At 60.1% G+C, this 25,422-nt stretch carries 26 protein-coding genes; 4 read left to right on the top strand and 22 right to left on the bottom strand.

Annotated elements, in window-relative coordinates; all coding sequences use genetic code 11:
- Positions 1-172 precede the first annotated feature (172 nt).
- Together L6D63_RS22130 and L6D63_RS22125 are read right to left on the bottom strand one after the other, a co-directional pair.
- Entirely contained in the window at positions 173-721 is a 549-nt protein-coding gene (locus L6D63_RS22130) for a hypothetical protein (RefSeq protein WP_041071848.1), read from the bottom strand.
- Positions 722-884: 163 nt separating this feature from the next.
- Complete coding sequence (locus L6D63_RS22125; protein ID WP_047296327.1) at positions 885-1,652, bottom strand: sulfite exporter TauE/SafE family protein; 768 nt, start codon at positions 1,650-1,652, stop codon at positions 885-887.
- Positions 1,653-1,752: 100 nt separating this feature from the next.
- On the opposite strand from L6D63_RS22125, the gene L6D63_RS22120 reads away from it, so the two are divergent.
- The 4 genes from L6D63_RS22120 (at position 1,753) to leuA (ending at position 7,136) form a co-directional block, all read left to right on the top strand.
- Positions 1,753-2,640, top strand: coding sequence for a LysR family transcriptional regulator (locus L6D63_RS22120; protein WP_047296328.1), 888 nt, complete (start codon positions 1,753-1,755; stop codon positions 2,638-2,640).
- 130 nt (positions 2,641-2,770) lie between these two features.
- Positions 2,771-4,150, top strand: a complete 1,380-nt coding sequence (gene xseA, locus L6D63_RS22115) for an exodeoxyribonuclease VII large subunit (protein WP_131671090.1) — start codon at positions 2,771-2,773, stop codon at positions 4,148-4,150.
- Positions 4,151-4,153: 3 nt separating this feature from the next.
- Entirely contained in the window at positions 4,154-4,978 is an 825-nt protein-coding gene (locus tag L6D63_RS22110; protein WP_047296330.1) for a peptidoglycan DD-metalloendopeptidase family protein, read from the top strand.
- Between the two features lie 478 nt (positions 4,979-5,456).
- Complete coding sequence (gene leuA / locus L6D63_RS22105) at positions 5,457-7,136, top strand: 2-isopropylmalate synthase (RefSeq protein WP_131671089.1); 1,680 nt, start codon at positions 5,457-5,459, stop codon at positions 7,134-7,136.
- A 143-nt stretch (positions 7,137-7,279) separates the two neighbouring features.
- Here the strand turns inward: leuA and L6D63_RS22100 are convergent, their stop codons facing one another.
- The 20 genes from L6D63_RS22100 to cysE form a co-directional block, all read right to left on the bottom strand.
- Positions 7,280-8,071, bottom strand: coding sequence for an amidohydrolase (locus L6D63_RS22100; protein WP_121187054.1), 792 nt, complete (start codon positions 8,069-8,071; stop codon positions 7,280-7,282).
- The gene (locus tag L6D63_RS22095; protein WP_131671088.1) at positions 8,059-9,207 is read right to left on the bottom strand and encodes a pyridoxal phosphate-dependent aminotransferase; all 1,149 of its coding nucleotides are present in this window, start codon (positions 9,205-9,207) and stop codon (positions 8,059-8,061) included. Before L6D63_RS22095 ends, L6D63_RS22100 begins: the two co-directional genes overlap by 13 nt.
- Before the next feature lie 247 nt (positions 9,208-9,454).
- Positions 9,455-10,927, bottom strand: coding sequence for a ribosome biogenesis GTPase Der (der, locus tag L6D63_RS22090; RefSeq protein ID WP_041071834.1), 1,473 nt, complete (start codon positions 10,925-10,927; stop codon positions 9,455-9,457).
- 135 nt (positions 10,928-11,062) lie between these two features.
- On the bottom strand, positions 11,063-12,214 hold the full coding sequence (gene bamB / locus L6D63_RS22085) for an outer membrane protein assembly factor BamB (protein WP_047296334.1): 1,152 nt from the start codon (positions 12,212-12,214) through the stop codon (positions 11,063-11,065).
- A complete protein-coding gene (locus L6D63_RS22080) occupies positions 12,207-12,848 on the bottom strand; it encodes a tetratricopeptide repeat protein (RefSeq protein WP_041071830.1) in 642 nt (213 codons plus the stop codon). Before L6D63_RS22080 ends, bamB begins: the two co-directional genes overlap by 8 nt.
- A gap of 41 nt (positions 12,849-12,889) precedes the next feature.
- Positions 12,890-14,179, bottom strand: a complete 1,290-nt coding sequence (gene hisS, locus L6D63_RS22075) for a histidine--tRNA ligase (RefSeq protein WP_003227887.1) — start codon at positions 14,177-14,179, stop codon at positions 12,890-12,892.
- A 36-nt stretch (positions 14,180-14,215) separates the two neighbouring features.
- Positions 14,216-15,325: a flavodoxin-dependent (E)-4-hydroxy-3-methylbut-2-enyl-diphosphate synthase gene (ispG, locus tag L6D63_RS22070; RefSeq protein WP_025109215.1), complete on the bottom strand. Its 1,110-nt coding sequence runs from the start codon at positions 15,323-15,325 to the stop codon at positions 14,216-14,218.
- 3 nt (positions 15,326-15,328) lie between these two features.
- Positions 15,329-16,363, bottom strand: a complete 1,035-nt coding sequence (locus tag L6D63_RS22065) for a RodZ domain-containing protein (protein ID WP_131671087.1) — start codon at positions 16,361-16,363, stop codon at positions 15,329-15,331.
- Positions 16,363-17,121, bottom strand: a complete 759-nt coding sequence (gene pilW / locus L6D63_RS22060; protein ID WP_047296336.1) for a type IV pilus biogenesis/stability protein PilW — start codon at positions 17,119-17,121, stop codon at positions 16,363-16,365. Before pilW ends, L6D63_RS22065 begins: the two co-directional genes overlap by 1 nt.
- Positions 17,122-17,133: 12 nt before the next feature.
- Positions 17,134-18,282, bottom strand: a complete 1,149-nt coding sequence (gene rlmN, locus L6D63_RS22055) for a dual-specificity RNA methyltransferase RlmN (protein WP_007964428.1) — start codon at positions 18,280-18,282, stop codon at positions 17,134-17,136.
- Positions 18,283-18,310: 28 nt separating this feature from the next.
- Complete coding sequence (gene ndk, locus L6D63_RS22050; RefSeq protein ID WP_003227894.1) at positions 18,311-18,736, bottom strand: nucleoside-diphosphate kinase; 426 nt, start codon at positions 18,734-18,736, stop codon at positions 18,311-18,313.
- 88 nt (positions 18,737-18,824) lie between these two features.
- Positions 18,825-19,025, bottom strand: a complete 201-nt coding sequence (gene iscX, locus L6D63_RS22045) for a Fe-S cluster assembly protein IscX (RefSeq protein ID WP_047296339.1) — start codon at positions 19,023-19,025, stop codon at positions 18,825-18,827.
- Between the two features lie 14 nt (positions 19,026-19,039).
- Positions 19,040-19,381 (bottom strand): ISC system 2Fe-2S type ferredoxin, encoded by a 342-nt coding sequence (fdx, locus tag L6D63_RS22040; RefSeq protein WP_041071821.1) that lies wholly within the window; start codon positions 19,379-19,381, stop codon positions 19,040-19,042.
- Entirely contained in the window at positions 19,381-21,246 is a 1,866-nt protein-coding gene (gene hscA, locus L6D63_RS22035) for a Fe-S protein assembly chaperone HscA (RefSeq protein ID WP_047296341.1), read from the bottom strand. Before hscA ends, fdx begins: the two co-directional genes overlap by 1 nt.
- A 51-nt stretch (positions 21,247-21,297) precedes the next feature.
- Positions 21,298-21,819: a co-chaperone HscB gene (gene hscB / locus L6D63_RS22030; RefSeq protein WP_003227901.1), complete on the bottom strand. Its 522-nt coding sequence runs from the start codon at positions 21,817-21,819 to the stop codon at positions 21,298-21,300.
- An 8-nt stretch (positions 21,820-21,827) separates the two neighbouring features.
- Entirely contained in the window at positions 21,828-22,151 is a 324-nt protein-coding gene (gene iscA, locus L6D63_RS22025; protein WP_003227904.1) for an iron-sulfur cluster assembly protein IscA, read from the bottom strand.
- Positions 22,152-22,179: 28 nt separating this feature from the next.
- Complete coding sequence (gene iscU / locus L6D63_RS22020) at positions 22,180-22,566, bottom strand: Fe-S cluster assembly scaffold IscU (protein WP_003227907.1); 387 nt, start codon at positions 22,564-22,566, stop codon at positions 22,180-22,182.
- Positions 22,567-22,649: 83 nt separating this feature from the next.
- A complete protein-coding gene (locus tag L6D63_RS22015) occupies positions 22,650-23,864 on the bottom strand; it encodes an IscS subfamily cysteine desulfurase (protein WP_041071812.1) in 1,215 nt (404 codons plus the stop codon).
- Positions 23,865-23,911: 47 nt separating this feature from the next.
- Positions 23,912-24,403 carry a Fe-S cluster assembly transcriptional regulator IscR gene (gene iscR, locus L6D63_RS22010; RefSeq protein WP_003227911.1) on the bottom strand — a complete coding sequence of 164 codons (492 nt, stop codon included), beginning with the start codon at positions 24,401-24,403 and terminating at the stop codon, positions 23,912-23,914.
- 239 nt (positions 24,404-24,642) lie between these two features.
- Complete coding sequence (gene cysE / locus L6D63_RS22005) at positions 24,643-25,419, bottom strand: serine O-acetyltransferase (protein WP_041071871.1); 777 nt, start codon at positions 25,417-25,419, stop codon at positions 24,643-24,645.
- Positions 25,420-25,422 lie beyond the last annotated feature (3 nt).

Below are 25,422 nucleotides of genomic sequence, written 5' to 3'. Positions count from 1 at the left end.
ATGGAAGCGCGCCATTATAGTCAGACACCCCCTGCTGTTCAATGTAAAACTCAGCCTAATTGATGTACGGGGCCTGCTGTTTTCTGTAGGAGCTGCCGCAGGCTGCGATCTTTTGATCTTGGCTGTAAAAAACAACGTCAAAAGATCGCAGCCTGCGGCAGCTCCTGCACGTTCAAAGTTCGACTTTTACCCAACTGACAGGTTGATCGAGCCAATCGGCGAACTCATCGATAAAGCTCTGCTTGAACCCCGCTTCCAGCCAGTTGTTGAAGATGAACCCCAGGTTGGAAAACGCGCATTCCTGCAAGTACAGAAAGCCGTTGATGTCGTCTTCATGCCCGCATTCCGGGCAGGTGAAGTTGTCGGTGCGGCCTGGAAACCAGTCTTCGAGGCTTTCGAACAGCGCTTCGCCGACTTCGCGGCGGCATTCGGCGCAACCGGCCTCCTCGAGAAAGCCCTTGGCCGGCGTGTAGATGCAACGTTTGACGATGATCTCCAGACCATTGATCGGCTCGCCAAAAGGCAATGCCTCGGGGTGCAGCACCACCGCACGTGCGCCATCGGCAATCGCGTACGCCATGCGATTGCCGGTGCGTCCGCAGGTGCTCAGCTCTTCCTTGACAATATTCTTGCGTACCAGCCAGCGCAGAATCGCCCGGGCCCGGGGTTCGTGAACCGGCAGGGTGGAGATTTTCGGGACGATGATGCTTTGCGAATTCATGGAAAGTCCTGCGGTATGGCTTCTGACGCCTTCGCGGGCAAGCCCGCTCCCACAGGGTTCTCTGTCGATCACAAATCCTCTGTGCGCTCGAGAAACCTGTGGGAGCGGGCTTGCCCGCGAAGGGGCCCTAAAGGCCGGCAGCTTAATCCCTGACAAAATCCGGTCAAGTACCGAAATAGCGCCCGATCAACGCAATACCGCTGGCCAGCACCAGCCAGGTCACCAATCGTACAAACGCTTCACGCGACAAACGCATGGTCAAGCGCCGCCCGATCCACAGGCCCAGCGCCATGGCCGGCAACAGACAGACCGCCAACATCAACAAGGGTAGCTCGGCATACACCCCGGCGAGGGCAAACAGGCTCAAACGCACCACAGTGCTGCAACTGATCAGCGCACTTTGCGTGGCCCGCGCCGCGTCCTTGGGCAGGCGGCTGTTGAGATAGATCGCATATAGAAAGCCGCCACTGCCAAACAGCGCGCCAAACAGGCCGCCTATCGTGCCCATCGGCAGCGCCCATGCGGCAGACAACTGCGTCGGCCGGGCTTTCACCCACAGGCTGTAAACCGCATAAGTGCTGATGAACAACCCCATCAACAGCAACAACAGATCGGATTTGAGGTTGAGCAGGAAAATCACCCCCAACGTGCACCCCACCGCCATGCACGGCAGCAGCCTCAGCAATTCGGGCTTGGCCACGTCCCGGCGCGAGGGCAGCAGATTGCCGAACGCCGCGACAAAATCCAGCAGCACCAGCAGCGGCACGATTTTCGACAACGGCATGAACAGAATCAGAATCGGCCCCGCGACCAGCGCCGTACCGAACCCGGCAATCCCGAACACGATATAGGCCAGCGCGATCCCCAAACCGATCACCACCCAGCCGCCTGCGCCCCATGTCCATTCGCTCAATAACCCAACAACACTCATTGATCCACTTCCTTTATAAGCCTGAGATGACTTTAGCCAGCGCCAAGCCTTGCGACTAATATGATCAAAGTCGCTCACCCATCTCGAAAAGGCATACCTGGTGCTTTCAACCCGTCAACTGCGCTACTTCGTGGAAATCGCCGACTGTGGCAGCTTCAGTGCAGCGGCTGAACGCTTGTTCGTTGCGCAATCGGCGCTGAGCCGGCAAATCAAGGACATGGAAAGCCGCCTGCAAACGCCGCTGTTCGAACGCACCGCGCGTCAGCCAAGACTCACCGCGGCGGGCGAGGCGTTTCTGCCACGGGCGAGAAATCTGCTCAATGAGCTGAGCAAAGCCAGCGCAATGGCAACCGAAGTCGGCAACGGGCAAGTGGGCACTGTGCGCCTGAGTCATTCCAGCACCGTGTCGATCAGCGGACATTTATTACGTCGGATCAGCACTTATCTCGATCAGCAGCATGGCGTGTCGCTGGACATCGGCAAGCTGTCCTCCGAGGCGCAGCTTGAGGAACTCGCTGAAGGACGTCTGGACATTGGTTTGTTGCGCTTGCCGGTGTTGCGTCAGCGTGAGGGCATTCACATGCTGCCTTTATTCACCGAACGCCTGCTATTGGCGGTACCGAATGAACATCGATTGGCTGACTCACCCGCTGTCGAACTGGCGCAACTGAAAGACGAGCCGTTTATCTCGATCCCGCATCCGCAACGTGGCGGACTCAGTTATCTATGTGCCGACCTGTGCATGCGTCAGGGCTTTTTTCCCAAAGCGGCGCGGGTGATGTCACGCAAGACGACGCAGTTGCAGTTGATCCAGGCCGGATTCGGCGTCGCTCTGCTACCCGAATCGATGCAGGACATTGCTCCAGTTGGCGTACGATTTCTGCCGCTGAGCGATCCCGATTGCCAGACCACCGTCGCCCTCGCCTATCGCCAGAACCCTGCGCCGCTGGTCCAACACTTCATCCAGACCTTCACAAATCCCCTGTAGGAGCTGACGAGTGAAACGAGGCTGCGATCTTTCGATCTTGCCCTCCAAAAAAGATCAAAAGATCGCAGCCTTCGGCAGCTCCTACAGGGATTCGTGTATTGCGTCGGAAATTAGCTTTAAACTGCGGCCCATGATTAAAGATCCCTTTGCAAGACTTGGCCTGGACCGTGAAGTCCTGACCGTCAGCCAGCTCAACGGCCGCGCGCGGGTGTTGCTCGAAGACGTGTTCAGCAACATTTGGGTCGAAGGCGAAATCTCCAACCTTGCCCGCCCGGCGTCCGGCCACGTGTACTTCACCCTCAAGGACAGCGGTGCGCAGGTGCGTTGCGCGCTGTTTCGCAATAACGCGGCGCGGGTGCGTCAGGCACTGAAGGACGGTTTGGCCGTGAAGGTGCGCGGCAAGGTCTCGCTGTTCGAAGGCCGTGGCGACTATCAGCTGATTCTCGACACCGTGGAGCCGGCCGGTGACGGCGCGCTGCGCCTGGCCTTCGATGCGCTGAAGGAAAAACTCAGCGCCGAAGGCCTGTTCAGTGCCAAACGCAAAGTGCCGCTGCCGGCACATCCGCAACGCATCGGCATCATCAGTTCGCCGACCGGCGCGGTGATTCGCGACATCATCAGCGTATTCCGCCGCCGGGCGCCGCAGGTGCAACTGACGCTAATCCCGACCGCCGTGCAGGGCCGCGAAGCCACTGCACAAATCGTCCGCGCGCTGAAAATGGCCGATGCCCGGGGTTTCGACGCGCTGATCCTCGCCCGTGGCGGCGGTTCGCTGGAAGATCTCTGGTGCTTCAACGAAGAAGCCGTGGCGCGCGCGGTCGATGCCTGCGTGACGCCGATTGTCAGCGCCGTCGGGCATGAAACCGACGTGTCGATCAGTGACTTCGTGGCCGACGTGCGCGCTCCAACGCCCTCCGCTGCCGCCGAACTGCTGGCCCCGGATTCGAGTCACCTGATCCGTCAGGTCGAAAGCCTGCACCGACGCCTGGTGATGCGCATGCGTGACCGTTTGATGCGCGATCGTCTGCGCCTTGAAGGCATGGCCCGTCGCTTGCGTCATCCCGGCGAACGTCTGCGTCAGCAAGCGCAACGTCTGGATGACCTGGACATGCGCATGCGCCGCGCCTTCGAGCGCCAGCTCAATACTCGCCGCGAACGCCTGATCCGTCTGGAAACCCGCCTCGCCGGGCAACACCCGGGACGCCAACTGGCAATGCTGCGCCAGCGCCTCGACGGCCTCGCCGAACGCCTGCCGCGAGCCATGCGCGAAGGTCTGAAAAACCGTCGCCTGCAACTGCACAGTCAGATGCAGACGCTGCACGTGGTCAGTCCGCTGGCGACTCTGGGCCGTGGCTACAGCATTCTGCTGGATGAACGCGGCCACGCGATTCGCAACGCCGCGCAAACCCATACCGGCCAGCGTCTGAAAGCCAGACTGGGCGAAGGCGAACTGCAAGTGCGCGTCGAGGACAATCACCTGACGCCTGTCACCCTCTCTTTACTGGACTGATCCATGCCGCGTTTTTTCGCTCCGTTATTGCTGCTGTGCCTGACCGCCTTCAACGCCCACGCTGACAGCTACATCACCCGCCTGCTGAACAAACCGGTGCCGGGCGGCGTGGCGGTGGTTGATCTGGGCAGCGCCGCGCAGGCGCCGAAAGCCACCTATCAAGGCAAACCGGTGCTGGTGGTGAAAGAACAGAACAACTGGCTGGCGATTGTCGGCGTGCCGCTGACGGTCAAACCCGGCAGCCAGCAGATCAGCAGCAGCGGACGCAATCTGCCGTTCACCGTTGGCAACAAGAAATACCCGGAACAGCACATCACCCTGAAGAACACTCAGCAGGTCAATCCGAATCCGGCCAACCTCAAGCGCATCGAGGGCGAACTGGCCGAGCAGATCAAGGCTTACCGCAGTTTCAGCCCGAACACCCCGAGCAACCTGCTGCTGGACAAACCGGTCAACGGGCCGCTGTCGAGCAAGTTCGGTGTGCGCCGCTTCTTCAATGGCGAAGAGCGCAACCCGCACGCTGGCCTCGACTTTGCGGTGCCGGCGGGCACGCCGATCAAGACCCCGGCGGCGGGCAAAGTGATCCTCACCGGCAACTACTTTTTCAACGGCAACACGGTGTTTGTCGATCACGGGCAGGGCTTTATCAGCATGTTCTGCCACATGTCGAAAATCGATGTGAAGGTCGGCGATCAACTGGCCCGTGGTGCAGTGGTTGGCAAGGTCGGTTCGACGGGGCGGGCGACCGGACCGCACATGCACTGGAACATCAGCCTGAACGATGCGCGGGTGGATCCGGCGATTTTCATTGGTGCATTCCAGCCCTGAATTATGTATTGAGGCCATTGGCCTCTTCGCGGGCAAGCCCGCTCCCACAGGTTTCTCGGGTGTAGATAATGTTCGTGTACGACACGGACACTGTGGGAGCGGGCTCGCCCGCGAATGCGGTCTATCCAATCCGAAAATATTGAAGAAACCCAACCAACATCAATTGCGCCCCAATCTAACCTCACGCAAACATCAACAAGAAACGCCGACTTACAAGCAATAAAATTCTGCAAAATCCAGTATTTCGAGTATTCCTCTCAATTTTTTTCGACTGCTTGCCATCCTCTCCCCTCGCGGTTAGGGTTGAAGGCATGAAAACCTCTCACACCCTTATTCAGCTTCGCCAGCACCGCAGTCTGTGCCTCGTCAGCGCACGACTGCCGGGCTGAATCGCTGCGCCTCGTCCCAAGCGTTTTCCCGAACATTCGTTCCACCGGCAGGCCGCCTCTTTTCGGCCCAGACAATAAGGAATTTCCCGATGAGCATGCTCAAAGACCCGTCTTCGAAATACCGCGCGTTTCCCGTCATCAACTTGCCGGATCGCACTTGGCCGTCGAAAACCATCGACGCTGCGCCGATCTGGTGCAGCTCCGACCTGCGTGACGGTAACCAGTCGTTGATCGAGCCAATGGACGCGGTGAAAAAGCTGCGCTTCTGGAAAACCCTCGTGCAGGTCGGCGTGAAGGAAATCGAAGCCTCGTTCCCGGCCGCTTCGCAGACCGACTTCGACTTCGTGCGTACCCTGATCGAAGAAGGCCACATCCCGGACGACACCACCATTCAGGTGCTGACCCAGGGCCGTGAAGACTTGATCGAGCGCACCTTCGAATCCCTGCGCGGGGCGAAGAAAGCCATCGTTCACCTGTACAACGCCACCTCGCCGTCTTTCCGTCGTATCGTCTTCAACCAGGACAAGGACGGCATCAAGGCCATCGCAGTGAATGCCGCCAAGCTGTTCGTCAAATACGCGGCGATGCAGCCGGACACCGAGTGGACCTTCGAATACTCGCCGGAAACCTTCAGCGCCACCGAGCTGGAGTTTGCCAAGGAAGTCTGTGACGCGGTGATCGAGGTCTGGAACCCGACGCCTGAGCACAAGATGATCCTCAACCTGCCAGCCACCGTTGAATGCGCGACGCCGAACGTCTACGCCGACCAGATCGAATGGTTCGGCCGCAACATCAACCGTCGTGACAGCGTGATCATCAGCCTGCACACCCACAACGACCGTGGCACCGGCGTCGCCGCCACCGAGCTGGGCCTGATGGCCGGCGCGGATCGCGTCGAAGGCTGCCTGTTCGGCAACGGCGAGCGCACCGGTAACGTCGACCTCGTTACTGTCGCACTGAACATGTACACCCAGGGCGTTGACCCTGAGCTGGACTTCTCCGACATCGACGGCGTGCGCAAAGTCGTCGAAGAGTGCAACCAGATTCAGGTGCACCCGCGTCACCCGTACGTCGGCGATCTGGTCCACACCGCATTCTCCGGCTCGCACCAGGACGCGATCCGCAAGGGCTTCGCCCAGCAGAAACCGGATACCCTGTGGGAAGTTCCATACCTGCCGATCGACCCGGCCGACATCGGTCGCAGCTACGAAGCGGTGATCCGCGTCAACAGCCAGTCGGGCAAGGGCGGCATCGCCTACTTGCTGGAGCAGGAATACGGCATCAGCCTGCCACGTCGCATGCAGATCGAGTTCAGCCAGGTGGTGCAGCGTGAAACCGACCGCCTCGGCCTGGAGATGACCGCCAAGCAGATCCACTCGCTGTTGATCAGCGAATACCTGCAAGCCAACACGCCTTACGCGCTGGTCAGCCATCGCCTGCAGGAAGAAAACGGTAACAGTGCCGTTGAAGTGGAAGTGGCGAGCAAGGGTCAGGGCGAAACCAACCTGCACTGGCGCGGCAAGGGCAACGGTGCGCTGGAAGCCCTGGTGGCCGGTCTGCCGATCCCGGTGGAAATCATGGACTACAACGAACACGCGATCGGCGCGGGCACCAACGCCAAGGCAGCGGCTTACATCGAGCTGCGCGTGAACGGTGAACGTGCGGTGCACGGCGTGGGTATCGATGAAAACATCACCACCGCCAGCTTCAAGGCGCTGTTCAGTGCCCTGAACCGCTCGCTGAGCCAGCCTGACGCGAAAGCAGCTTAAGCCTTCGCTGACATGCAAAAGGCCCCGGAGTGTGAACTCTGGGGCCTTTTTGTTTAGATCAAAAGATCGCAGCCTTCGGCAGCTCCTACAGGATGTACGCCGTCCCGATGTAGGAGCTGCCGCAGGCTGCGATCTTTGGTTTTTCAGGTGAACTCGAAGCTATCCGCATCCAGATTCGCCGGAAAGCGCTCGCGATACGCCGCCAGTGGTGCCGCTTCCAGCACCGCTTTGAACACGCCGTCTGCCTCCCCCGCCGCCAGCAAGGTCTCGCCCTGGAAATCCAGCACCTGACTGTCGCCGGTATAGGCAAAGCCCTTGCCGTCGGTGCCGATCCGGTTCACCGCCGCCACGTAGCACAGGTTTTCAATCGCCCGCGCCGGCAGCAAGCGGTTCCAGTGCAGACGCCGTGCGCCCGGCCAATTGGCGGTGTACAGCAGCAGATCGGTGTCCTGCGCATCGCGACTCCACACCGGGAAACGCAGGTCGTAGCAAATCAGCGGCCGAATCCGCCAGCCCTTGAGTTCGAACTGCACCTGACGCTCGCCGGGCGTGTAGTGATTGTGCTCACCCGCCATACGGAACAGGTGGCGCTTGTCGTAATGCCAGACTTCGCCGTCCGGGCGTGCCCACAGCAGGCGATTGCGATGGCTGCCATCCGCCGCCTGAATGATCACGCTGCCGGTGATCACTGCATTGAGCTTCGCGGCCTGCGCCTTCATCCATTTGCGGGTCGGGCCATGCTCGGCTTCGGCGAGGGTCTCCGACGCCATGGAGAAACCGGTGGTGAACATCTCCGGCAGGATGATCAGGTCGGCGCCTCGGGCCTGCTCCAGCAGCACGTCGAAGTGCTCAAGGTTGGCCTGACGGTCATGCCAGGCGAGGCTGGTCTGGATCAGCGCCAGATTGAGATCGGGCAACGCACTCAGATCACGCATAGTTTTGCCGCTGCCTCGCGCAGCGTCTCCTCGCGTTTGGCAAAGCACAGGCGCACCAAGCGCTGGCCTTGCGGTGGATCCTGATAGAACACCGACACCGGAATGCTCGCCACGCCATGTTCGCGGGTCATCCAGATCGCCATGTCGACGTCGTTCAAATCAGGGCGAATCTGCGAGTAGTCGACCAGCTGGAAATACGTGCCGGTAACGCGGGTGAAGGTGAAACGCGACGGCGCCAGCAGATCGCAAAACAGGTCGCGCTTGGCCTGATAGAAACCCGGCAGCTCTTCAACGTGTTCCGGGTGCTCGGCCATGTAATCGGCCAGGGCGTATTGCAGCGGTGTCACGCCGCAGAAACTCACGTACTGGTGCACCTTGCGCAGCTCGGCGGTCAGCGCCGGGGGCGCAACCACGTAGCCGGTTTTCCAGCCGGTGACGTGGTAGGTCTTGCCAAACGAACTGACCACAAACGCACGCTGATACAGCTCTTCGTGGGCTAACACGCTGACATGCGGCACGCCGTCGAACACCAGGTGTTCGTAGACTTCATCGCTGATCAGGTAGATGTCGCGCCCACGGATCAACGCTGCCAGTTGATCCAGTTCGGCACGGCTGATCAGCGCTCCGCTCGGGTTGTGCGGAGTATTGATGACGATCATTTTCGTGCGCGGGCTGAGGGCCGCGGCGAGCTTGTCGAAATCGATGGAAAAGTCGGCCGGGTTCAGTTGCACATGCACGCAGCGACCACCCGCCAACTGCGTCGCCGGTTCGTAGCTGTCGTAGCACGGGTCGAACACGATGACTTCGTCGCCGCTGTGGATAACCGCCTGAATCGCACAGAAGATCGCCTGGGTTGCGCCCGGCGTGACGGTCACTTCGCTGTCGGCATCGACTTTCACGCCGTAACTGCGCGCGATCTTCGCCGCGATCTGCTGGCGCAGCGCCGGCAGGCCGGTCATCGGTGAATACTGGTTGTGGCCGCTGGCGATATGCCGACCGACCGCGTCACGCAGGGATTGCGGGCCGTCGAAGTCAGGGAAACCCTGGGACAGGTTGATCGCTCCGGTCTGCGCCGCGAGCTGAGACATCTGCGTGAAAATAGTGATGCCGACGTTCGGCAACTTACTGGTGATCATCGAGGGGTTCCCTGCTCTACACCCGGCTCTGACGGCGGCGCGGGAGAGCCCGAGAATAGCCCATCCGGCGCCCATAAAAAAAGGGCGCTCAACTGAGCACCCTCTTTATCGCCGGACCTGTAGGAGCTGCCGCAGGCTGCAATCTTTTGATCTTGCCTTCAAAGCAAAGTCAAAAGATCGCAGGCTTCGCCAGCTCCTACAGAAGCGGTTGAGCATTCCCACGAAATTGTGGGAACAATCAAATTGATCACTTCTTGTCGCGACGTTTCTTGCTGGCTTTCTTGTTGTGCGACATCAAGCGGCGCTTCTTGTTGACCTGACGGTCGGTCAGCGTGTTCTTGTTGCCTTCGTACGGGTTCTCGCCGCCCTTGAACTCGATGCGGATCGGCGTACCGACCAGCTTCAGCACTCGGCGGTAAGTGTTTTCCAGATAGCGCACATACGACTTCGGCACTTTCTCGATCTGGTTACCGTGGATCACGATGATCGGCGGGTTCGCGCCACCCAGGTGAGCGTAACGCAGCTTGATCCGGCGGCTGTTGACCATCGGCGGCTGGTGCTCGCTGACCGCGTCTTCGAGAATCTGCGTCAGGCGGCTGGTCGGCCAGCGGGTCACCGCGGACTTGAACGAGTTCTGCACCGAGGCGTAGAGGTTGCCCACGCCTGTACCGTGCAATGCCGAAATGAAGTGGATGTCGGCGAAGTCGACGAAGAACAGACGACGTTGCAGCTCGACCTTGACGAAGTCGCGCTCGCTCGGGGTCATGCCGTCCCATTTGTTGATCGCGATCACCAGCGCACGACCGGCTTCAAGGGCAAAGCCCAGCAGGTTGAGGTCGTGATCGACCACACCTTCGCGGGCGTCCATCACGAAGATCACCACGTTGGCGTCTTTGATCGCCTGCAGGGTTTTGACCACGGAGAATTTTTCGACTTCTTCGTGGATCTTGCCGCGCTTGCGCACACCGGCGGTGTCGATCAGCGTGTACTTCTCATCGTTACGCTCGAACGGGATGTAGATACTGTCGCGGGTGGTGCCGGGCTGGTCGTAGACGATGACCCGGTCTTCACCGAGCATGCGGTTGACCAGCGTCGACTTGCCGACGTTCGGACGGCCGATGATGGCGATCTTGATCCCGTCTTTTTCGCTCGGGCCGGGAATGCGCTTGGCTTCCTCGCCTTCGGCAACGATCTCTTCTTCTTCGCCTTCCTGCGGCTCGTCTTCGTCACGCGGGAAATCGCTCAGTGCCGCTTCCAGCAGTTGAGTGATACCACGGCCATGAGCACCGGCGATCGGGATCGCATGGCCCATGCCCAGCGGGGCGAATTCAGCGCGGGCCATTTCCGGGTCGATGTTGTCGACCTTGTTGGCGACCACGTGGGAACGCTTGTTACGCTTGCGCAAGTGTTCGGCGATCATCTGGTCGGCGGCGGTAAAACCGGCCTTGGCATCTACCAGGAACAGCACAACATCCGCTTCTTCAATGGCCAGCAGCGACTGCTCGGCCATTTTTTCGTCCATACCATGTTCGTCACCGGAGATACCGCCGGTGTCGATCAGAATGTAGGAACGCCCTTGCCACTTGGCCTCACCGTACTGGCGATCACGGGTCAGACCGGACAAGTCGCCGACGATGGCGTCGCGAGTCCTGGTCAGGCGGTTGAACAAGGTGGATTTGCCGACGTTCGGTCGGCCCACCAGGGCGATTACGGGAACCATGCGGCTCTCCACTTCGTTATTTCAGAAAATACAAAAGCCGCTGCGAGGCAGCGGCTGGTGCTCGGGGCAACGCCGGTTAGCGCTGCAAGCCCCGCAAATCCGGGGCCGCTTGGGGGTTAACCCCAAGCATAGTTGTTACTTGATGGTCAGGGCTTCCAGTTTGCCGCTGTTGCCATACACATAGATCGTGTTGCCCACCACCAGCGGACGGGCACGCAGGCCGTCACTGTCGATACGCTCACGACCCACAAAACGACCGTCCACCTGGCTCAACAGGTGCAGGTAACCTTCCAGGTCACCGACGGCTACGTAACTGGAGAACACTTCCGGCGCCGACAGCTGGCGGCGAGCCAGCGAGTCGTTGCTCCACAGCGCAGTGGTCGATCGCTCGTCAACGCCTTCAACGGTGCCCGAAGACAGGCTCACGTAAACGTTGCCGAAACCCTGGGCAACACCGGCATAGCTCGATGCATCGCGCTGCCAGAGTTGACGGCCACTTTGCAGATCGAGGGCTGCGACGCGGCCCTGATAGCTGGCGACGTAAAGGGTTTCACCGGACAGCAGCAGACCGCCGTCGATATCGACCACGCGCTCCAGTTCGGAACGACCGGTTGGAATCGCAACGCGCTGCTCCCAGACCGGCACGCCGTTGGAAATGTCCAGGGCAACCACTTTACCAGTCGACAGGCCAGCCACCGCGAGGCGGTTGGTCACGACGGGGGCGCTGGTGCCGCGCAGGGTCAGGACCGCAGGGGTACTGTCGTAAGTCCAGCGACGGTCGCCAGTGGCAGCGTCCAGACCGATCAGACGATCGTCCTGAGTCTGCACCACGACAACGTCACCGTTGTTGGCCGGCGGCGCGAGGACTTCGCTGGAAACCCGGGCGCGCCACTTCTCTTCGCCGTTGATGGCGTCGAGGGCAACGATTTCACCCTTGAGGGTACCGATCGTGACCAGACCGTAACCCACGCCAACGGCGCCGGAAACAGGCAGTTCAAGATCCTTTTTCCACTTCACGTCGCCATTACCGCGATCCATGGCCATAACAATGCCGGTCACATCGGCCGCGTAGATAGTGTCACCATCAATCGCCGGAACCAGCATGTTATAGGTTTCACCCTGACCGTCACCGATCGAACGGCTCCACTGCTTTTGCAGAACCACTTCTTCCTTGAAGTCGGTCAGCTCGGCCGGTGGCAGTTCTTTTTTGCTGTTGCTGCTGCAACCCGCGGCCAGAATGGCCAGAGCCAGCAATGCTGCATGCTTCCAACGGATCACGTCACGCATCCCCTTTGGCCAGGTCGTCGAGCTTGATTTGAAGGCCACCGACTGCCGCTTCATCCGACAGTGCCGCCTTGGCTTTTTGATACGCGGTGTTCGCCTCGTCGGTACGACCCAACTGAACCAGCAAGTCACCCTTGAGTTCTTCGCGAGTGGCCAGGAACGCCTTGTCGGCATCGCCGTCGAGCAGCTTCAAGGCTTCATCAGCCTTGTTCTGCGCACCCAGCACCTGAGCCAGACGCTGACGGGCGATTTCGCCCAGCGCCGGGTTGGCCGGTTTGGCAACGATGGCCTTGAGTTCGGTGGCGGCGTCGTCCAGCTTGCCGCTGTCGACCGCTACCTTGGCCACGAACAAGCTGCCGTACTGTGCGTACGCGGTGCCGCCGAATTCGCTGTTGAGTTTGCCGGCCAGGTCCGCAACGCGGGCAGCGTCAGGCTTGCCGTCCGGGGTCAGCGTGGTTTCCAGCAGTTGCTGATAGAGCACCGAGGCGCCTTGCGCCTGGTTGCTCTGATACTTGTGAAAAGCCTGCCAGCCGAACACGATGACCAGCGCCAACAGGCCGCCGGTGACCAGAGGTTTGCCGTTGCGTGTCCACCAGTCCTTCAAATCCGCCAACTGTTCGTCTTCGGTACTCGACACCCCAATACTCCTTAATCGCTAAATCGGCTGTTTGGACAGCTTCAACCCTGCACGACGCAGGTGGCCAGGTGAGCGGCAAGCGCATCCCAGGCAATGCTTTGTTGTTCGCCCTGGCCACGCAGGGGTTTGAAACCTACCACTTGCTGGGCCATTTCGTCGTCACCCAGGATCAGTGCATACAGCGCACCGCTCTTGTCGGCTTTCTTGAACTGGCTTTTGAAGCTGCCGGCGCCGGCATTGACTTGCAGACGCAGGTTTGGAAGCTGGTCACGTACCCGCTCGGCCAGGGCCAGGCCGGCCAGTTCGGCCTGCTCGCCAAAGGCGCAGAGGTAGACGTCGACCTGACGGGAGATTTCTTCCGGGATCTGCTCCAGGGTTTCGAGCATCAACACCAGACGCTCGATGCCCATGGCGAAACCGACGCCTGCGGTCGGCTTGCCGCCCATCTGCTCGACCAGACCGTCGTAACGACCGCCCGCGCAGACAGTGCCTTGGGCGCCGAGCTTGTCGGTGACCCATTCGAATACGGTTTTGCTGTAGTAATCGAGGCCGCGTACCAGTTTCGGGTTGAGCACGTACGGGATGCCAACCGCGTCCAGACGCGCCTTCAGACCTTCGAAGTGCGCACGGGATTCGTCGTCCAGGTAGTCGGCCATTTTCGGCGCATCGACCAATACCGCCTGAGTGTCGGCATTTTTGGTGTCGAGCACGCGCAACGGGTTGGTTTTCAGGCGACGCTGGCTGTCTTCGTCGAGCTTATCGTGGTGCGCCGAGAGGTACTCGACCAGCGCTTCACGATAGCGACCACGGGACTCGCTGGTCCCCAGGCTGTTGAGTTCGAGCTTGACCGCATCACGGATACCCAGCTCGCCCCACAGGCGCCAGGTCATGATGATCAGCTCGGCATCGATGTCCGGGCCGTCGAGGTTGAACACTTCCAGACCGATCTGGTGGAACTGGCGATAACGGCCTTTCTGCGGACGCTCGTGACGGAACATCGGGCCGATGTACCAAAGCTTCTGCACCTGGCCACCACCGGTGATGCCGTGCTCGAGCACCGCACGCACACACGCTGCAGTGCCTTCCGGACGCAGGGTCAGGGAGTCGCCGTTGCGATCTTCGAAGGTGTACATCTCTTTTTCGACGATGTCGGTCACTTCACCGATCGAGCGCTTGAACAGCTCGGTGAATTCGACAATCGGCATGCGGATCTGCTTGTAACCGTAGTTATCCAGCAGACGCGCGACTGTACCCTCGAAATAACGCCACAGCGGGGTCTGTTCGGGCAGGATGTCGTTCATGCCACGAATGGCTTGCAGAGACTTGCTCACTTTAAATCCTTAAATTCGTTCGGCGCTTCAGTCAGGTCAGCCGCGCGCGATGACCGCTGCGTCAGCTTCGACCTTCTCGGCCGCTTTCTCGCGGATCAGCTTTTCCAGCTCGTCCACCAGATTGTCATTCGTCAGTTTCTGCGACGGCTTGCCGTCGATGTAAATCAGGTTTGGCGTACCGCCGGTCAAGCCGATATGGGCTTCCTTGGCTTCGCCGGGGCCGTTGACCACGCAACCGATCACCGCGACATCCAGCGGCACCAGCAGGTCTTCAAGGCGCCCTTCCAGCTCGTTCATGGTCTTGACCACATCGAAGTTCTGCCGCGAGCAACTCGGGCAGGCGATGAAGTTGATGCCACGGGAACGCAGATGCAAAGACTTGAGAATGTCGTAACCGACCTTCACTTCCTCGACCGGATCGGCCGCCAGCGAGATGCGGATAGTATCGCCAATCCCCTCGGCGAGCAGCATACCTAGGCCCACGGCGGATTTCACTGTGCCCGAACGCAAACCACCGGCTTCGGTGATGCCCAGGTGCAGCGGCTGGACGATTTCCTTGGCCAGCAGACGGTAGGCTTCAACGGCCATGAACACATCGGAGGCTTTCACACTGACCTTGAAGTCCTGGAAATTCAGGCGTTCGAGGTGCTCGACGTGACGCAGCGCGGACTCGACCAGTGCAGCCGGAGTCGGTTCGCCGTATTTCTTCTGCAGGTCTTTTTCCAGGGAGCCGGCGTTGACGCCGATACGGATCGGAATCCCGCGGTCACGGGCGGCATCGACCACCGCGCGCACCCGGTCTTCACGACCGATGTTGCCCGGGTTGATGCGCAGGCAGTCCACACCGAGTTCGGCGACGCGCAGCGCGATCTTGTAGTCGAAGTGGATGTCGGCAACCAGCGGCACCTTGACCAGTTGCTTGATCTTGCCAAACGCCTCGGCGGCGTCCATGTCCGGCACCGAAACGCGGACGATGTCGACGCCGGCCGCTTCCAGACGATTGATCTGGGCAACGGTGGCCGCCACATCATTGGTGTCGCTGTTGGTCATGCTCTGCACAGCGATGGGCGCATCGCCGCCGACAGGCACGTTACCGACCCAGATCTTGCGCGAAACGCGACGTTTGATTGGAGATTCGCCGTGCATGACTTATTGACCCAACTTCAGGCGAGCAGTCTCGCCACTGGTGAACGGAGCGATATCGACCGGTTGGCCGTTGTAGCTGACCTGTGCGGCACGGGCCACACCCAGGCGTACCGCCAGTGGCGGCTTGCCGGAAACCGAGACGCTGTCGCCTTTGTGTTTCAGACCGCTGAACAATACCTTGCCGCGACCGTCGGTGACCTGTGCCCAGCAATCGGCGCTGAACTGCAATTGTACCTGGCCATCGCCTGCCGCCGGAGCAGCCGCTTCTGCGGTTGGCGCTGGAGTGGCCGCCACCACTGGCGCAGTCACGGTCGGTGCCGGAGCAGCCGGAACGTTCGGTGCAGGTGTAGCCGGAGTGGCAACCACCGGAGCCGGAGTATGAGCCGGGGCGGCCGGCGTTACGACCGGTGCTGCTGGTGCCGCGGCCGGAGCGGCAGGCTCGGCACCGGTCGATTCAGCGGAGGTTTCCGACTGTGGCAGCGCCAGAGCGGTCGCGCCCTCGGACTGACCTTCGGCCACGGCCTGGTCTTCCGGCTCGTCGATCGGGTGAATCTGCGTGGTGCCGTCGGCGCCTTCGACTTCAACGTGCTCCGGGGCGAGGCTGGTCAAATCCTTGGTGCGCAGCGAGGTCTGATCCTGCCACCAGACGAAACCGCCGCCGATGACCGCAATCAGCAACAGCAGGCTGACGATCCGCAAAATGGTGTGGGACACCCGCACCGGCTCTTCAATACGACCCAATGCATGCACATTGCTGCCTTGTGAGTCGGTGCCAGTGGACTGGTCGAACTGCTGGACCAGAACGGTCTGGTCCATGCCGAGCAATTTGGCATAAGCGCGAATGTAACCGCGAGCGAAAGTATGCCCCGGCAGCTTGTCGAAAGCGCCAGCCTCAAGATTGCTCAGGGAAGTCACGGTGAGGTTGAGCTTGAGGGCCACTTCGGCCAGCGACCAGCCATTGCTTTCGCGTGCCTGGCGCAAGGTCTCACCGGGATTAACGCGAGTCGCTGCTACAACTTCGGGATGCGCCGCTTTCATCATTGCTCCGACAGGTATTGCTGATATTCCGGCGTACCGGGATAGAGTCGTTTTAATTGCAGGCCGTAACTGGCGGCCTTGTCGCGATCTTCAAACACTTTTGCCAGCCGAACGCCGAGCAATAGACTACGTGCATTTTGCTCGGTTAGCAGGCTGAAACGGTCGTAATAATCACGCGCGGGCACATAATGCCTGTCTTCGAAGGACAACTCAGCCATTTCCAGCAAAGCGCGCGGTTGTTGACGGTTCAGCCGCAGGGCTTTTTCCAGTTGCTGTTGTGCCAGATCCCGCTGCCCGAGCTTCGAGGCGGTCATGCCGAGGTTCTCGAACACCCGCGAACGCTCAGGATACAGGGTATCGGCGGCTGCCTGCTCAAAACGCTCGTAGGCTTCCTTGTAACGCTGTTCTTCGTAGAGAAAACTGCCGTAGTTATTGAGGATTCGTGCATCGGCGGGACGCGAGGACAGGGCTTTGCGGAAATGCTCATCGGCCAGTTTCGGCTCCATTTCGGCCTGGAACACCAGCCCGAGGGCAGCATTGGCATCAGCATCGGAGCCGTCCAGCTCCAGCGCCTTCTTCAGCGGCACCTTGGCGCGCTCGGTCATCCCTTGCTGCAAGTATCCCAGTCCCAGCTGCACGTAGGCGGCACGCGCTTCGTCGCGGCCCTTGCTGGTCTTCATCGGGTTGTAGTCACCCGACAGGACACAACCAGCACACAGGCTGGCCATCAGCAACAGCAGCGCAAAGCGCAGGGACATAGAGATCCTCTCTTAGTTAGTGTTCGCGGCGTTCTGTGCCAGATCGCTGTCGGCGCTCAACTCGCGCACGGCGATGTAACGTTCGCTGCGACGGGTGCGATCCAGCACCTGCCCTACCAATTGACCACATGCGGCGTCGATGTCTTCACCACGGGTGGTGCGGACAGTGACGTTAAAGCCGGCCTGATGCAACTGATCCTGGAACCGACGAATGGCATTGTTGCTCGGCCGCTCGTAACCGGAGTGCGGGAACGGGTTGAACGGAATCAGGTTGATCTTGCACGGAATGTCTTTGAGCAACTCGATCATTTCCACCGCGTGCTCAAGCTTGTCGTTGACGTCCTTGAGCAAGGTGTACTCGATGGTCAGCACACGTTTCTCGCCCAGGGCGGACATGTAGCGCTGGCACGACTCGAGCAGCATCTTAAGCGGATATTTCTTGTTGATCGGCACCAATTGGTTACGCAATGCGTCATTCGGTGCGTGCAGGGACAACGCCAGGGAGACGTCGATGTGCTTGGCCAGCTCATCGATCATCGGCACCACGCCGGAGGTGGACAGGGTCACGCGGCGCTTGGAGATCCCGTAGCCCAGGTCATCCATCATCAGATGCATGGCGGCCACGACGTTGTCGAAGTTCAGCAGCGGTTCGCCCATGCCCATCATCACCACGTTGGTGATGGCGCGGTCGATGGTAGCCGGAACACTGCCGAAGGATTTGTTGGCAATCCACACCTGACCGATGACTTCGGCGGCGGTGAGGTTGCTGTTGAAGCCTTGCTTGCCGGTGGAGCAGAAACTGCAGTCCAGGGCACAGCCTGCCTGGGACGAAACGCACAGAGTGCCGCGTTTGCCCTGGGGAATGTACACGGTCTCGACACAGCTGCCGGACGCCACGCGCACCACCCACTTGCGGGTGCCGTCGCTGGAAATGTCCTCGCTGACCACTTCGGGACCACGGACCTCAGCAACAGCCTTGAGTTTTTCGCGCAAGGCCTTGCTGACGTTCGTCATGGCGTCGAAATCATCGACGCCAAAGTGGTGAATCCATTTCATTACCTGACCGGCACGGAAACGCTTCTCCCCGATTGAGTCGAAGAATTTTTCCATTTCCGGCTGGGTCAGACCCAGCAGGTTAGTTTTCACAGTCGATGTCGTCATGGATTCACCTTCACTCTTTAAGCAATGCTTAGCGAGTGGTTACTTCAGTAGCTGCGAAGAAGTACGAGATTTCGCGAGCAGCAGCGGCTTCGGAGTCCGAACCGTGAACGGCGTTGGCGTCGATCGACTCGGCGAAGTCAGCACGGATGGTGCCGGCAGCAGCTTCTTTAGGGTTGGTAGCGCCCATCAGCTCACGGTTGCGAGCGATAGCGTTTTCGCCTTCCAGAACCTGAACAACCACTGGACCGGAGATCATGAAAGCAACCAGGTCACCGAAGAAACCGCGCTCTTTGTGCTCAGCGTAGAAGCCTTCAGCTTCGGCTTTGGACAGCTGCTTCATTTTCGAAGCAACCACTTTCAGACCAGCCTTTTCGAAACGGGTAACGATTTCGCCGGCAGCGCCTTTAGCAACGGCGTCAGGCTTGATGATGGAGAAAGTACGTTGAACAGCCATGGTGTAACTCCAGAAACAGTAATTTGCGAAAAATTAAACCCGCGAATTATACGCGGGTTCTTGGGTATTGCCTAACCTGCGGGGAGGATCAGTCCAATTCTGCGGCCCAGAGCTCCTGAACCGCCTCGAGCACCTTCTCGCCGACCCGGCCAGAAGTGCTGTCGAAATCCGGCAGCTCAAGAATCATCTGCTGCAGACGGACAAAACCTACAGAGTACGGATCGAGCCCCTCGTGGGCCTCGGCCAGCTCTTCTGCAATACGTTGAACATCATTCCAACCGTAGCTCATGACAGTCTTACCAGTCAGTGCGGCGCTTCGGCCGCATGGTTAAGCGAATATTTTGGAATCTCGACGGTGAGATCTTCTTCACCGACGATCGCCTGACAGGCCAGGCGCGATTGCGCTTCCAGACCCCAGGCACGATCAAGGAAGTCTTCTTCCAGTTCGTCGGCCTCTTCCAGCGAGTCGAAACCCTCGCGAATGATGCAGTGGCAAGTGGTGCAGGCGCAAACGCCGCCGCAGGCACTTTCCATCTCGATGTGGTGTTCGTGAGCCAGCTCGAGAATCGAAGTGCCAGGCTCGGCCTCGACGACCATCCCTTCAGGGCAGAACTTCTCGTGGGGCAGAAAAATGACCTGCGGCATCAGATATCCTCGATTTCATTCAGGTTGCGCCCCGACAGAGCGGCTTTCACCGTCAGATCCATGCGGCGGGCAGCAAAAGCATCGGTCACTTGCGACAGACGCTTGGTCTGTTGCTCGATGGCGTAACCATCGGTGCCTTTCATCAGTTCGGCCAGTTCCTGCATCTGCAACTCGATGACCATGCGCTCTTCGGCGTCGAGCAAGCGCTCGCCATCGGCCTCCAGAGCGCCCTGCACCGCCTCGATCAGACGCTGGGCATCAACTTGCTGCTCGCGCAGGACGCGGGCGACCTTGTCGTCGTTGGCGTGCTGGAACGAGTCCTTGAGCATCTTGGCGATTTCACCGTCGGTCAGGCCGTAGGACGGCTTGACCTGAATGCTCGCTTCAACGCCCGAACCCAGTTCACGGGCAGACACGCTGAGCAGACCGTCGGCATCGACCTGGAAGGTCACGCGAATCTTCGCCGCGCCAGCCACCATCGCCGGAATGCCGCGCAGTTCGAAGCGCGCCAGGGAGCGGCAGTCGCTGATCAGCTCGCGCTCACCCTGCAGCACATGGATCGCCATGGCCGACTGACCATCTTTATACGTGGTGAAATCCTGCGCGCGAGCCACCGGAATGGTGGTGTTGCGCGGAATCACCTTCTCCATCAGCCCGCCCATGGTTTCCAGCCCCAGGGACAGTGGAATCACGTCGAGCAGCAGCAGTTCGCCGCCATCGCGCTTGTTGCCAGCCAGCGTATCCGCCTGGATCGCGGCCCCGATGGCCACCACTTGATCCGGGTCGATTTCGGTCAATGGCTGACGACCGAAGGCTTCGGCAACCGCCTCGCGAACACGCGGCACACGGGTCGAACCGCCGACCATGACCACGGCATGCACGTCTTCCAGTTCGACACCGGAATCACGCACGGCGCGGCGGCAGGCTTTCAGACTGCGGGCAACCATTGGCTCGATCAGCGCATCGAAGGCTTCGCGGGTCAGCTGCGCTTTCCAGTCACCGTAGGCGACTTCGACGCTGGGCGCATCGGTCAGGGCCTCTTTGGCCGCGCAGGCGGTTTGCAGCAGATTGCGTTGCGCACCCGGGTCGAGATCGGCGGACAAGCCGGCGCTCTCGATGATCCAGCCAGCAATCGCGTGATCGAAGTCATCGCCGCCCAGCGCGCTGTCGCCGCCGGTGGCCAGCACTTCGAATACGCCGCCAGTCAGACGCAGAATCGAAATATCGAAGGTGCCGCCGCCCAGGTCATAGATTGCGACCAGCCCTTCGGCATGTTGATCCAGACCATACGCCACTGCCGCAGCAGTCGGCTCGTTGAGCAGGCGCAGCACGTTCAGACCGGCGAGTTTCGCCGCATCCTTGGTGGCCTGACGCTGAGCATCATCGAAATACGCCGGAACAGTAATCACCGCACCGACCAGTTCGCCACCCAGGGTCGCTTCAGCACGCTGACGCAGCACCTTGAGGATGTCGGCGGAGACTTCGACCGGGCTTTTCGGGCCTTGCACGGTGTCGATGAACGGCATGTGCGATTCGCCACCGACAAAGCGGTACGGCAGTTGCTCGCCCAATTGCTTGACGTCGGACAGACCACGGCCCATCAGGCGCTTGACCGACAGTACAGTGTTCAAGGGATCGGAGGACGCGGCCAGCTTGGCCGACTCGCCAACCTCGACGCGGTCGGCGTGATAACGCACGGCGGACGGCAGGATGACCTGCCCGTCAGCGTCGGCCAGTGGTTCGGAAAGACCACTGCGCAACGCAGCGACCAGCGAATTGGTAGTGCCCAAGTCGATCCCCACAGCCAGACGACGCTGGTGCGGTTGAGGACTTTGGCCGGGTTCGGCGATCTGCAGTAGGGCCATCGTGATCAGGACTTATCTGTATATCAGGCGTGCGACCGGAGCGGCACTGGGTTAATCGTCGAGGCGCTCTTCTAACTGGCGCACTTCGTAGGTGAGCTTGTCGAGGAACTGCATGCGCCGCATCAGGCGTTCGGCCTGTTCGCGTTGCGCTGCATCGTCCCAACAGGCTGCGAAGCTTTCGTTCAACTGTTCCTGAGCGACTTTCAAGCGACGCTTGAATACCGCGACACCGTCGAGGTCGGCGCTGTCCTGGAGGTCTTCGAGCTCTTCGCGCCACTGCATCTGCTGCAAGAGAAACTCGGGATCATGCACCGTGACTTCCATCGGCACTTCATGCCCGCTGATGGTCAGCAGGTAGCGTGCGCGCTGGGCCGGACTCTTGAGCGTCTGGTAGGCATCGTTGAGCCGCGCCGACTGCTCGAGCGCCGACCGCTGCTCGCGCTCGGAAGCGTCGGCAAAGCGGTCAGGATGAACACCGCGCGCCAACTCACGATAGCGCGTGGCCAACTGCTCGAGATCCAGGCGGAAGCTCGGTTGCAGCTCGAATAAAGCGAAATGACAAGGAATACCCACGACAAGCCTCAGATGTTGAAGCTTTCGCCGCAGCCACATTCACCGCGGACGTTGGGGTTGTTGAACTTGAAGCCTTCGTTCAACCCTTCCTTGACGAAATCGAGCTCGGTGCCGTCCAGGTAAGCCAGGCTTTTCGGGTCGATGATCACTTTCTCGCCGTGACTTTCGAACACCTGATCCTCGGCAACCACCTCGTCGACAAACTCCAGCACGTAGGCAAGGCCGGAACAGCCTGTGGTGCGAACACCCAGACGAATCCCTTCACCTTTGCCGCGCCCGTCGAGGGAGCGTCGCACGTGTCGAGCAGCCGCTTCTGTCATGCTGATAGCCATCGTTGACTCCTTACTCGTCGCGCAATGCTTAGATCAAGCCTTTCTTCTGCTTGTAGTCGCGAACAGCCGCTTTGATAGCGTCTTCAGCGAGAACCGAGCAGTGGATTTTCACTGGCGGCAGGGCCAGTTCTTCGGCCAGCTGCGTGTTCTTGATGGTCTCGGCTTCGTCCAGGGTCTTGCCCTTCATCCACTCGGTGGCCAGGGAGCTGGAAGCGATTGCCGAACCGCAGCCATAGGTCTTGAACTTGGCGTCTTCGATAACGCCCTGATCGTTGACCTTGATCTGCAGACGCATCACGTCGCCGCACGCCGGAGCGCCAACCATGCCGGTGCCGACATCCGGATCTTCCGCGTTCATCTTGCCGACGTTGCGCGGGTTTTCGTAGTGGTCGATGACCTTTTCGCTGTAAGCCATGGTGCTTAATCCTCACTCATCAGAGAGTCGCTCTTTAAACCCTGCAACCTTGGGCCGCAGGGTCGGTTCGCGGCGACTTGAAATCAGTGTGCCGCCCACTCGATTTTCGAAATGTCGACACCGTCTTTGTACATGTCCCACAGCGGCGACAGAGCGCGCAGCTTGGTAACGGCCTCGCAGACTTTCTGCGCGGCGTAGTCGATTTCTTCTTCGGTGGTGAAACGGCCGAAGGTGAAACGGATCGAGCTGTGTGCCAGTTCGTCGTTGCGGCCCAGGGCGCGCAGTACATACGAAGGCTCCAGGGACGCCGAGGTGCAGGCCGAACCGGACGATACCGCCAGATCCTTGAGCGCCATGATCAGCGACTCGCCTTCAACGTAGTTGAAGCTCAGGTTCAGGTTGTGCGGAACGCGAGCGGTCAGGCTGCCGTTGACGTACAGCTCTTCCAGATGTTCGACCTGCTTGTAGAAGCGGTCGCTCAGGGCTTTGATGCGCACGTTTTCGGCAGCCATGTCTTCCTTGGCCACACGGAACGCTTCGCCCATGCCGACGATCTGGTGCGTCGCCAGGGTGCCGGAACGCATGCCACGCTCGTGACCACCGCCGTGCATGGTCGCTTCGATGCGCACACGCGGCTTGCGGCTGACGTACAGCGCGCCGATGCCCTTAGGGCCGTAGGTTTTGTGGGCGGAGAACGACATCATGTCGACTTTCAGCTTCTGCAGGTCGATCTCGACCTTGCCGGTGGACTGAGCCGCGTCGACGTGGAACAGGACGCCCTTCGAACGAAGCAGCTCGCCAATGGCAGCGATGTCGTTGATGGTGCCGATTTCGTTGTTCACATGCATCACCGACACCAGAATGGTGTCCTCGCGCAGTGCCGCTTCGATCATCGCCGGAGTGATCAGGCCGTCTTCGGTCGGCTCGAGGTAGGTGACTTCGAAACCTTCACGCTCCAGTTGGCGCATGGTGTCGAGGACAGCCTTGTGCTCGATCTTGCTGGTGATCAGGTGCTTGCCTTTGGAAGCGTAGAAATGTGCCGCACCCTTGATAGCCAGGTTGTCGGACTCGGTAGCGCCCGAGGTCCAGACGATTTCACGCGGGTCGGCGTTGACCAGATCGGCCACCTGACGACGGGCGTTTTCGACGGACTCTTCAGCTTTCCAACCGAACACGTGGGAACGGGACGCCGGGTTACCGAAGTTTCCGTCGACCAGCAGGCATTCACTCATCTTTTGCGCAACGCGCGGGTCGACCGGGGTGGTCGCAGAGTAATCAAGGTAAATCGGCAATTTCATGGACTATCTCCTAAATCAGGGCTGGCGTTCCGCTAGCTCTTCGGCTGTCATTCGACGGCGGACGCTTCAATCTTGTCCAGGCGTGGCGCCTTGCTGTTGCAACGGCGCTGGTCCTGACGCTGGGCTACTTCTTGCACCTCACGGCGAGTTACAAGATCAGCCAAGCTGATACCACTTAGAAATTCGTGAATCTGCAGGCTCAGGTCGCACCACAGGTGATGGGTCAGGCAGGTGTCGCCGGAATGGCAATCGCCTTGGCCCTGGCACTTGGTAGCATCAACCGATTCGTTGACCGCATCGATCACCTGCGCCACCTGGATGCCCTGCATGTCGCGCGACAGCTGATAACCACCGCCAGGACCGCGAACACTGGAAACCAGGTTACTGCGGCGCAGCTTGGCGAAAAGCTGTTCGAGATAGGACAGGGAGATGCCTTGGCGCTCGGAGATATCGGCCAGGGACACCGGCCCGTGCTGCGCGTGCAACGCCAGGTCAAGCATGGCGGTCACGGCGTATCGGCCTTTTGTAGTCAGTCGCATGGACAATTACCACGGAGTTCGGAATGGGCGGGAGTATGCAATTCCCGAGCATTTAAGTCAACTATAAGACCTAGTGCTTTAGTCGGGTTTACCCGCAAAAGAGCGCGCGCATCATAGCAAAGGCTGGCGGCGTACAGCCAGCGGTACCGCGTTATCGTTCTTCGCGAGCAGGCTCGCTCCCACATCCGAAAGCATTCATCTGTGGGAGCGAGCCTGCTCGCGAAAAGCAGCGCTGCGGTTCAGCCCGCTTTGGATTCGTCTTTGCCTTTGACGCAGGCGAAGTCTTCTTCGCGCAGCTCGGGCAGATCTTTCGCACAGTAATTACTGCCCAGATCCTTCAGCGCGCCGCACATCCCCTCCAGCCGCCCGTCCACCGCCTGCAGGTGATCGAGCAACTGACCGATGGCACGCGCCACCGGGTCAGGCATGTCTTCGCTGACGCCATAGGCATCGAAACCGATCTTCTCGGCCATGGCTTTGCGCTTGGCGTCCTGTTCTTCATCAGACTTGACGATGATCCGACCCGGAATCCCCACCACCGTGGCACCGGGTGGCACCTCTTTGGTCACGACGGCGTTGGAGCCGACTTTGGCACCCGCCCCCACCGTAAACGGCCCGAGCACTTTGGCGCCGGCGCCCACGACAACGCCGTCACCCAGCGTCGGGTGGCGCTTGCCCTTGTTCCAGCTGGTGCCACCGAGGGTCACGCCCTGATAAATGGTCACGTCATCGCCGATCTCGGCGGTTTCACCGATGACGATGCCCATGCCGTGATCAATAAAGAAGCGCCGGCCGACCTTGGCCCCCGGATGAATCTCGATTCCGGTCAACCAGCGCCCGAAGTTCGACACCAGTCGCGCCAGCCATTTCAGCTCGTGGCGCCACAGCATCCCGGCCAGCCGATGAATCCAGATCGCATGCATGCCGGGGTAGCAGGTCAGGACTTCAAAAGCGTTACGCGCCGCCGGGTCTCGATGGAATACGCTCTGGATATCTTCACGCAAACGCTCAAACATCAT

It is taken from the genome of Pseudomonas parakoreensis (genome assembly GCF_021602155.1).
GTDB lineage: Bacteria > Pseudomonadota > Gammaproteobacteria > Pseudomonadales > Pseudomonadaceae > Aquipseudomonas > Aquipseudomonas parakoreensis.
This window is presented reverse-complemented; position numbering and strand designations above follow the sequence as displayed.

Coding starts and splice junctions, on each gene's coding strand:
- L6D63_RS22130 (WP_041071848.1), bottom strand. CDS start 721: ATGAATTCGCAAAGCATCATCGTCCCGAAAATCTCCACCCTGCCGGTT.
- L6D63_RS22125 (WP_047296327.1), bottom strand. CDS start 1,652: ATGAGTGTTGTTGGGTTATTGAGCGAATGGACATGGGGCGCAGGCGGC.
- xseA (WP_131671090.1), top strand. CDS start 2,771: ATGATTAAAGATCCCTTTGCAAGACTTGGCCTGGACCGTGAAGTCCTG.
- L6D63_RS22110 (WP_047296330.1), top strand. CDS start 4,154: ATGCCGCGTTTTTTCGCTCCGTTATTGCTGCTGTGCCTGACCGCCTTC.
- leuA (WP_131671089.1), top strand. CDS start 5,457: ATGAGCATGCTCAAAGACCCGTCTTCGAAATACCGCGCGTTTCCCGTC.
- L6D63_RS22100 (WP_121187054.1), bottom strand. CDS start 8,071: ATGCGTGATCTGAGTGCGTTGCCCGATCTCAATCTGGCGCTGATCCAG.
- L6D63_RS22095 (WP_131671088.1), bottom strand. CDS start 9,207: ATGATCACCAGTAAGTTGCCGAACGTCGGCATCACTATTTTCACGCAG.
- der (WP_041071834.1), bottom strand. CDS start 10,927: ATGGTTCCCGTAATCGCCCTGGTGGGCCGACCGAACGTCGGCAAATCC.
- bamB (WP_047296334.1), bottom strand. CDS start 12,214: ATGCGTGACGTGATCCGTTGGAAGCATGCAGCATTGCTGGCTCTGGCC.
- ispG (WP_025109215.1), bottom strand. CDS start 15,325: ATGCACGGCGAATCTCCAATCAAACGTCGCGTTTCGCGCAAGATCTGG.
- L6D63_RS22065 (WP_131671087.1), bottom strand. CDS start 16,363: ATGAAAGCGGCGCATCCCGAAGTTGTAGCAGCGACTCGCGTTAATCCC.
- pilW (WP_047296336.1), bottom strand. CDS start 17,121: ATGTCCCTGCGCTTTGCGCTGCTGTTGCTGATGGCCAGCCTGTGTGCT.
- rlmN (WP_007964428.1), bottom strand. CDS start 18,282: ATGACGACATCGACTGTGAAAACTAACCTGCTGGGTCTGACCCAGCCG.
- ndk (WP_003227894.1), bottom strand. CDS start 18,736: ATGGCTGTTCAACGTACTTTCTCCATCATCAAGCCTGACGCCGTTGCT.
- iscX (WP_047296339.1), bottom strand. CDS start 19,025: ATGAGCTACGGTTGGAATGATGTTCAACGTATTGCAGAAGAGCTGGCC.
- fdx (WP_041071821.1), bottom strand. CDS start 19,381: ATGCCGCAGGTCATTTTTCTGCCCCACGAGAAGTTCTGCCCTGAAGGG.
- hscA (WP_047296341.1), bottom strand. CDS start 21,246: ATGGCCCTACTGCAGATCGCCGAACCCGGCCAAAGTCCTCAACCGCAC.
- iscA (WP_003227904.1), bottom strand. CDS start 22,151: ATGGCTATCAGCATGACAGAAGCGGCTGCTCGACACGTGCGACGCTCC.
- iscU (WP_003227907.1), bottom strand. CDS start 22,566: ATGGCTTACAGCGAAAAGGTCATCGACCACTACGAAAACCCGCGCAAC.
- L6D63_RS22015 (WP_041071812.1), bottom strand. CDS start 23,864: ATGAAATTGCCGATTTACCTTGATTACTCTGCGACCACCCCGGTCGAC.
- iscR (WP_003227911.1), bottom strand. CDS start 24,403: ATGCGACTGACTACAAAAGGCCGATACGCCGTGACCGCCATGCTTGAC.
- cysE (WP_041071871.1), bottom strand. CDS start 25,419: ATGTTTGAGCGTTTGCGTGAAGATATCCAGAGCGTATTCCATCGAGAC.